This window comes from Desulfobacter sp. UBA2225 (genome assembly GCF_002348205.1).
Lineage (GTDB): Bacteria > Desulfobacterota > Desulfobacteria > Desulfobacterales > Desulfobacteraceae > Desulfobacter > Desulfobacter postgatei.
The window spans coordinates 36,339-44,223 of the sequence record NZ_DDYV01000176.1 but is presented as its reverse complement, the minus strand read 5'-3'; the positions used below and the strand labels follow the sequence as shown (position 1 = coordinate 44,223).

Here is a 7,885-nt window from a genome sequence, read left to right as displayed (position 1 = left end):
CAAGAACCTAACCGGACACTACTGAATGAAAATATAAGTATTCTTACCGGATCGATTCCTCTGGGTTCTATGAATTTCATCCACAAGATCCATGGATATATGCCAGACCTGTTCACAAAAGGCAGCAAAGGGTTTTAAGGTCTCCGGTTCCGGCAGAAGTTCTCCCCCCTTTTCAATCTGTCCAACGGCGTAATGGTATTGAGACAGGGCATCAATATAAGCTTTGCGCTGTTCCCTTGGAATAATGACTGGCGGCAGACCGGCCTTTAGCACCGGCAGGTTGGCCACAAGTCTTGCCATCCTGCCGTTTCCGTCAAAAAAGGGGTGAATGCGGACAAAGGAGACATGAAGTGCAAGATAGGCCTGCAACGCCTTTTCTTTGTCCCCGGGCACAGCAGCCGCCATAAGCTTGTGATACAGCTTAAACCATTGTTTAATAAGTTGCGGCACATCTTGGGGTGCCGCATATTCAAAAATCACCTGTTTCTCATCAACTACCTCAGCCGTTGAATTGGGCTCTTTTTTCCACCTGCCCACAGGTTTATATATGTCAACGATCACATCTGTCTGAACCGCTTTGTGAAGGTTGAATAATGCCTCTTCATTAAAAGGAGTTCCCTGGTCCAGCAGGCCATAGATAATATCAATGGCCCTGGCGTGTCCCACCACTTCCTCATGGTCTTTCAGGGATTTGCCCGAAATGGTCAAGCCCTCCTCAAGGACAAATGCGGTCTCCCCGAGAGTCAGGGTATTGCCCTCAATGGCTGTGGAGGTGTAGGTCCACAGGTTGCGCAATTGGGTTATCAGGGCTTTTTGGAGGTCTTTGTCCAGGTTTTGTAAAAAATTCATGAAGCGTGGTTTCAATTTAAAATATATTAATGCTTTTGGGTGTTAAACTGTTAAGATCCATTTTTAGCTTGTTTTCATCAAAAGAACCATAGGAATTGACCTGCAAGGTACGATCAAACTTTTCCAAAAGAATATAGACCAGATTTATTGTTGTGTTTTCACCAGATTATTTTAACACTCAAACTGCCTTCCGGGGGTGTCGAAGATGCGTTACTTTCAAATAATATAGGTAAAAACAGTTTTAAGAAAACCGGCATCATTTTTTGAGTCCGTACTCACTTTGATTTGACATTTCTAATCTGCCTGTGCGGCAGGAAATTGTGGATCTTGATGGATACCCGCCGTTTATCTTTTCTAAGCTGCCTGTGCGGCAGGGAACCACGATTTTAGCCATATCTCCATAATTTACTTTTTCTAAGCTGCCTGTGCGGCAGGGAACCCCCCGGCAGGGTGTCCCCGACAAAGGCCATCTTTCTAAGCTGCCTGTGCGGCAGGGAACATTAAGCTTAGCTTTAGTTTCCGCATCAATCCTTTCTAAGCTGCCTGTGCGGCAGGGAACGCGAAGACGTAGCCCTTCGCCACTTTCACACTTTTCTAAGCTGCCTGTGCGGCAGGGAACTAATTACCGCCAACAGTTTGACCACGGATATATTTCTAAGCTGCCTGTGCGGCAGGGAACAAATCAAAAGCCAACCCTGATAAATTGCAATTTTTCTAAGCTGCCTGTGCGGCAGGGAACAACAGCCGCAGGCGGATATTGATACTTTTCTGGTTTCTAAGCTGCCTGTGCGGCAGGGAACCGCTCTTCGACACGGCGCAAAGAGTCAATAGCTTTCTAAGCTGCCTGTGCGGCAGGGAACGAGGAAATCCAGCGGGGCCCCCGGAGTTGAGATTTCTAAGCTGCCTGTGCGGCAGGGAACAGATCAATGTCCATTTTGACATTCCTGCACCCTTTCTAAGCTGCCTGTGCGGCAGGGAACTGCTTGAGCTTAAAAGGACTCTGGCTGAATCATTTCTAAGCTGCCTGTGCGGCAGGGAACCTGAGAAAATACTACGGCAGCTTTTTGCCAAATTTCTAAGCTGCTTGTGCGGCAGGGAACCAGATGCACCGATAAGCGCCGAAATCAAGCCTTTTCTAAGCTGCCTGTGCGGCAGGGAACAGTGCAGGTAAAGGCAGTGAGACAAGCTGGGTTTTCTAAGCTGCCTGTGCGGCAGGGAACGGGCGTCCGGCTTCGCCGTGTTGCAAATAGTATTTCTAAGCTGCCTGTGCGGCAGGGAACTCACCCTCATCATTGACCGGCGCAAAGATGGATTTCTAAGCTGCCTGTGCGGCAGGGAACGGAGGAAGATCCTGTCCTTGCATTTTATCAGTTTTCTAAGCTGCCTGTGCGGCAGGGAACGAAAGGACAGTCGTGAGACAGGATAGGGTTAATTTCTAAGCTGCCTGTGCGGCAGGGAACTCCATCTATGACAGCCTCGGCGAAAACACAGATTTCTAAGCTGCCTGTGCGGCAGGGAACAGACTGTATGATCAACGCATTGATCCAAATTCTTTCTAAGCTGCCTGTGCGGCAGGGAACTAAAAGCTGAAGTTTTCTATGAATTAAAAAATTTTCTAAGCTGCCTGTGCGGCAGGGAACATCCTTCTCAGGTGTAAACGTATCAATAAAGTTTTCTAAGCTGCCTGTGCGGCAGGGAACACTATTGGGACATGGGCCTGCGCAATGATGTTTTTCTAAGCTGCCTGTGCGGCAGGGAACCAGGGAAAACAGAATGCGCACATAATTTTGTTTTTCTAAGCTGCCTGTGCGGCAGGGAACTTTTAAAAGTCAGCGGGAAATTGTCCGGTACCTTTTCTAAGCTGCCTGTGCGGCAGGGAACCCGATTCGCGCCGTGGCCTGTGTTTTTGCAGTTTTCTAAGCTGCCTGTGCGGCAGGGAACACGGGGAGATGATTGAATCATGGGGATAATACTTTCTAAGCTGCCTGTGCGGCAGGGAACGGTTTTGATATCGGACACTCGATCTTGAAATATTTCTAAGCTGCCTGTGCGGCAGGGAACGGGAACTTGAGATTGATATCCTATATGCCCAATTTCTAAGCTGCCTGTGCGGCAGGGAACGGCAAAAAAATCAAAATACGACGGCGGCGGGTTTTCTAAGCTGCCTGTGCGGCAGGGAACTTTTAAAAATTTGCCAGCAAATTCCATACATCTTTCTAAGCTGCCTGTGCGGCAGGGAACGCGTCTATCGTGGATTCTGCTCCGGATACCCTTTTCTAAGCTGCCTGTGCGGCAGGGAACTTCTTTAAACAGATCGTTTTGAACCTTTTTAATTTCTAAGCTGCCTGTGCGGCAGGGAACACCGATAACGACATGGTTTTTGTTACCATGGCTTTCTAAGCTGCCTGTGCGGCAGGGAACGTTGACGGCGGCCTCGTTGGCCCTGACATCCATTTCTAAGCTGCCTGTGCGGCAGGGAACGGCAGCCTGCTGATTCGTTGTGTTCCGTTGACTTTCTAAGCTGCCTGTGCGGCAGGGAACTCCAATCAACGACACGCGTAACGTCGACGACATTTCTAAGCTGCCTGTGCGGCAGGGAACGATTCTTTTTACGAAGGCCCAGGAGGGCCTTTTTTCTAAGCTGCCTGTGCGGCAGGGAACCTCCAAAAATCTCACCTGCACCGCATCATCGATTTCTAAGCTGCCTGTGCGGCAGGGAACGCCTATGGGCGCTGGTCGTGGGGGCTTTTACATTTCTAAGCTGCCTGTGCGGCAGGGAACTAAAGCTTTGGGCCTCCTCAAATAGTGTCAAATTTCTAAGCTGCCTGTGCGGCAGGGAACAGGAGACTTAGGGCTACATTAAAGGCTATAGATTTCTAAGCTGCCTGTGCGGCAGGGAACATCAGACAGAACTTGAGACCGGGCCAAAGAGCTTTCTAAGCTGCCTGTGCGGCAGGGAACCCTTGCTGGGTGTATAGTCGCCGGCCTGTTTTTTTCTAAGCTGCCTGTGCGGCAGGGAACCTTCGGCACGTTTCCTGTGAATTGCATTGACTTTTCTAAGCTGCCTGTGCGGCAGGGAACCAGTCTACAAATGAAATTGATCTTTTAGTTAGTTTCTAAGCTGCCTGTGCGGCAGGGAACTCTTTATTGAATGAGGAACTCCAACTTCTAAATTTCTAAGCTGCCTGTGCGGCAGGGAACTGGAATATGTAAAGATATTATAAGGGAGGAACTTTCTAAGCTGCCTGTGCGGCAGGGAACGTAGGCTTATATTTTTTAAGTTTACGGTATAGTTTCTAAGCTGCCTGTGCGGCAGGGAACTAGTTCGGCCCATATGCCCTATGACTCCAGCATTTCTAAGCTGCCTGTGCGGCAGGGAACGGGATTGCGAAATGTCTTTCGTTTCTCCGTACTTTCTAAGCTGCCTGTGCGGCAGGGAACACATTATGAGACCTTTTTGGCCGAATTCGGCATTTCTAAGCTGCCTGTGCGGCAGGGAACTGAGTCTCTTTGTTCTGTTGACGGCGGTCTTGTTTCTAAGCTGCCTGTGCGGCAGGGAACTTATGGACGAACTGGCAAGCCCCGAGCATTCGTTTCTAAGCTGCCTGTGCGGCAGGGAACACCAAGATGCCTGTGTTTCTCGAAGCAATAAATTTCTAAGCTGCCTGTGCGGCAGGGAACACAAGCCTGGGCGCAATAAATGACCGGGTCAATTTCTAAGCTGCCTGTGCGGCAGGGAACGAATCAGCGGTGGCACAAACAATCAAGTAACTTTTCTAAGCTGCCTGTGCGGCAGGGAACATTCAAAAAAGGGAATGTCCCGGCAAGAGTAATTTCTAAGCTGCCTGTGCGGCAGGGAACAAGTCGTTGTCATCAGCTTACTACCCACTCAGTTTCTAAGCTGCCTGTGCGGCAGGGAACCCCGTCCGAATTGTAACGGGCAGGGTTCAAAATTTCTAAGCTGCCTGTGCGGCAGGGAACAATGCCTGCTTATACGGATTACTATTTAAAAATTTCTAAGCTGCCTGTGCGGCAGGGAACGGCAGCCTGCGGATTCGTTGTGCTCTTCGACCTTTCTAAGCTGCCTGTGCGGCAGGGAACTTGATAATCATCCCCCTGCTTGCTGGGATCGATTTCTAAGCTGCCTGTGCGGCAGGGAACTTTTCAATCTCTCCCATGGTTTTTTAGGATCATTTCTAAGCTGCCTGTGCGGCAGGGAACGCATCCTGTTTTTGTGGGGCGTTGGTTTCAGCTTTCTAAGCTGCCTGTGCGGCAGGGAACCCCAAATTACAAAGACGGCACAGGATATAATATTTCTAAGCTGCCTGTGCGGCAGGGAACGGCTATGATTCGACATCAAATCAGCATCGAGTTTTCTAAGCTGCCTGTGCGGCAGGGAACCTTCCGGCTCGACTGGAGGAGTCAAAACCTGTTTTCTAAGCTGCCTGTGCGGCAGGGAACAGGTATTGAACTTAAAAGCTGCCGTCGGATTTTTTCTAAGCTGCCTGTGCGGCAGGGAACTGATTGCTCTGTTGCTGCAACCTTGGCTGCATTTTCTAAGCTGCCTGTGCGGCAGGGAACGACACTCTTGAGTCATCACTCAACCCTGACATTTTCTAAGCTGCCTGTGCGGCAGGGAACATGCAGGAATAGTTGTTGACGCTGACGAGACATTTCTAAGCTGCCTGTGCGGCAGGGAACTTCTTGCCTGGACGCAAGTTTATCCAAGTTCATTTCTAAGCTGCCTGTGCGGCAGGGAACCTCCAGTCGAGCCGGAAGGCAGGGCACCAGAATTTCTAAGCTGCCTGTGCGGCAGGGAACGAAAATCGGCATACGCTTCTGACAAAAGAGCATTTCTAAGCTGCCTGTGCGGCAGGGAACGGGCCCGGGGTGATGTCGATATATTCCTGGTTTTTCTAAGCTGCCTGTGCGGCAGGGAACATCAAAATGGTATTTCGTCATCCGGCGGTGGATTTCTAAGCTGCCTGTGCGGCAGGGAACGCGTATATGGAACTTATAAACGGATTTGAGAATTTCTAAGCTGCCTGTGCGGCAGGGAACCGGCAGGTAATTATGCCCAGATAGGTTCGGCATTTCTAAGCTGCCTGTGCGGCAGGGAACGGTAACAGTTCCCAGAAGATCCGGATGCTATTTTTCTAAGCTGCCTGTGCGGCAGGGAACGCCGGGTGGACAGACGGGAAAAAATGCTACTTTTTCTAAGCTGCCTGTGCGGCAGGGAACCATCGCACTCTTTTATTCTGAAATATTCAGCATTTCTAAGCTGCCTGTGCGGCAGGGAACAAGCCTTTGTTGCTGCTTCGACATGATTCGGTTTTCTAAGCTGCCTGTGCGGCAGGGAACATCTCGGCAGAATCACCTGCCGAACCGATCTTTTTCTAAGCTGCCTGTGCGGCAGGGAACTCCTGGTTTGCATTTGTTTCTATCTCATATTGTTTCTAAGCTGCCTGTGCGGCAGGGAACCAGGCGTCACCAAGCAATACTCAAAACTATGTTTTCTAAGCTGCCTGTGCGGCAGGGAACTAGCGCGGCTCAAGAACAACAAATCCGTCAACTTTCTAAGCTGCCTGTGCGGCAGGGAACTTCTTGACGATGCTCCGACGCCATGCGTATTGTTTCTAAGCTGCCTGTGCGGCAGGGAACACGGCCAAACATTTTGTGCGGGTTCTGATTCCTTTCTAAGCTGCCTGTGCGGCAGGGAACTCCCTTGTTATCGGCTCGATGGCGGGGGCTGTTTTCTAAGCTGCCTGTGCGGCAGGGAACAAATGCTTCATTTGCGCGGCCTTACACTCGACTTTCTAAGCTGCCTGTGCGGCAGGGAACTCAGCCTCGGCACGGTCCTGTGCCAATGTTTCTTTCTAAGCTGCCTGTGCGGCAGGGAACATGGAATTCCCGGATGCCGACGGCGCAAACCTTTTCTAAGCTGCCTGTGCGGCAGGGAACTTATGATTTTAAATCCGGATGCGTAATAAAACTTTCTAAGCTGCCTGTGCGGCAGGGAACGGATAAGGATTAGGTATGTGGACGGTGTCACCTTTCTAAGCTGCCTGTGCGGCAGGGAACGTAGACCGGGCGGTTTTGTTTAGATTTCTGCTTTTCTAAGCTGCCTGTGCGGCAGGGAACAAGGGTAGCAAAGCTGCCGCATTCGGCCAGCATTTCTAAGCTGCCTGTGCGGCAGGGAACTCCAGACCATCCTTTGGGACGTTACGGCGGACTTTCTAAGCTGCCTGTGCGGCAGGGAACAAATCCGTTTGAGAATATACCGATGCCCTCTTTTTCTAAGCTGCCTGTGCGGCAGGGAACAGTGAATTCGGCGACAATGGAACCGTGAGCCATTTCTAAGCTGCCTGTGCGGCAGGGAACGCTTTTTAAGTTCGCCGTCTTGAGTTTCTACCTTTCTAAGCTGCCTGTGCGGCAGGGAACTTTTTGCATTTTGTTCAGCGATTGCTGACGCTTTTCTAAGCTGCCTGTGCGGCAGGGAACTTTTACGACGCATATTGAGCCAGTGCCAATGCTTTCTAAGCTGCCTGTGCGGCAGGGAACGAGATTAAAATGTTTGATAGTATGATATCAGTTTTCTAAGCTGCCTGTGCGGCAGGGAACGTTGACCAATGGAAAACCAATTGCTATTTTTTTTTCTAAGCTGCCTGTGCGGCAGGGAACCTCGTGGTGGATCATATCAAGCCCCTTTGCGATTTTCTAAGCTGCCTGTGCGGCAGGGAACGTTATCCGTATCAATTGACATCAGAGTTTGAATTTCTAAGCTGCCTGTGCGGCAGGGAACATGTTACAGAATCGGTAATATCGTCTCGATTTTTTCTAAGCTGCCTGTGCGGCAGGGAACAGATGATGACACCGAAAATTGGTCCGGCATCCTTTCTAAGCTGCCTGTGCGGCAGGGAACTCCTACCAAATTCCGGACCAGCCTATTTATAATTTCTAAGCTGCCTGTGCGGCAGGGAACTTTTTACGCTTATAAAGCGGATATTGACGGAATTTCTAAGCTGCCTGTGCGGCA

At 50.2% G+C, this 7,885-nt stretch carries 1 protein-coding gene and 1 CRISPR repeat array; the gene reads right to left on the bottom strand.

The annotated features are described in order from the left end of the window. Nucleotides 1-18: 18 nt before the first annotated feature. Nucleotides 19-849: a Fic family protein gene (locus B3D59_RS09155; RefSeq protein ID WP_286819175.1), complete on the bottom strand. Its 831-nt coding sequence runs from the start codon at nt 847-849 to the stop codon at nt 19-21. A 291-nt stretch (nt 850-1,140) separates the two neighbouring features. After that, a CRISPR array of direct repeats spans nt 1,141-7,831; the repeat unit is 28 nt; unit sequence TTTCTAAGCTGCCTGTGCGGCAGGGAAC. Nucleotides 7,832-7,885: the final 54 nt, after the last annotated feature.

Excerpts from the sequence above, each read along its gene's own strand:
- B3D59_RS09155 (WP_286819175.1), bottom strand. The coding sequence starts at position 849 with ATGAATTTTTTACAAAACCTGGACAAAGACCTCCAAAAAGCCCTGATA.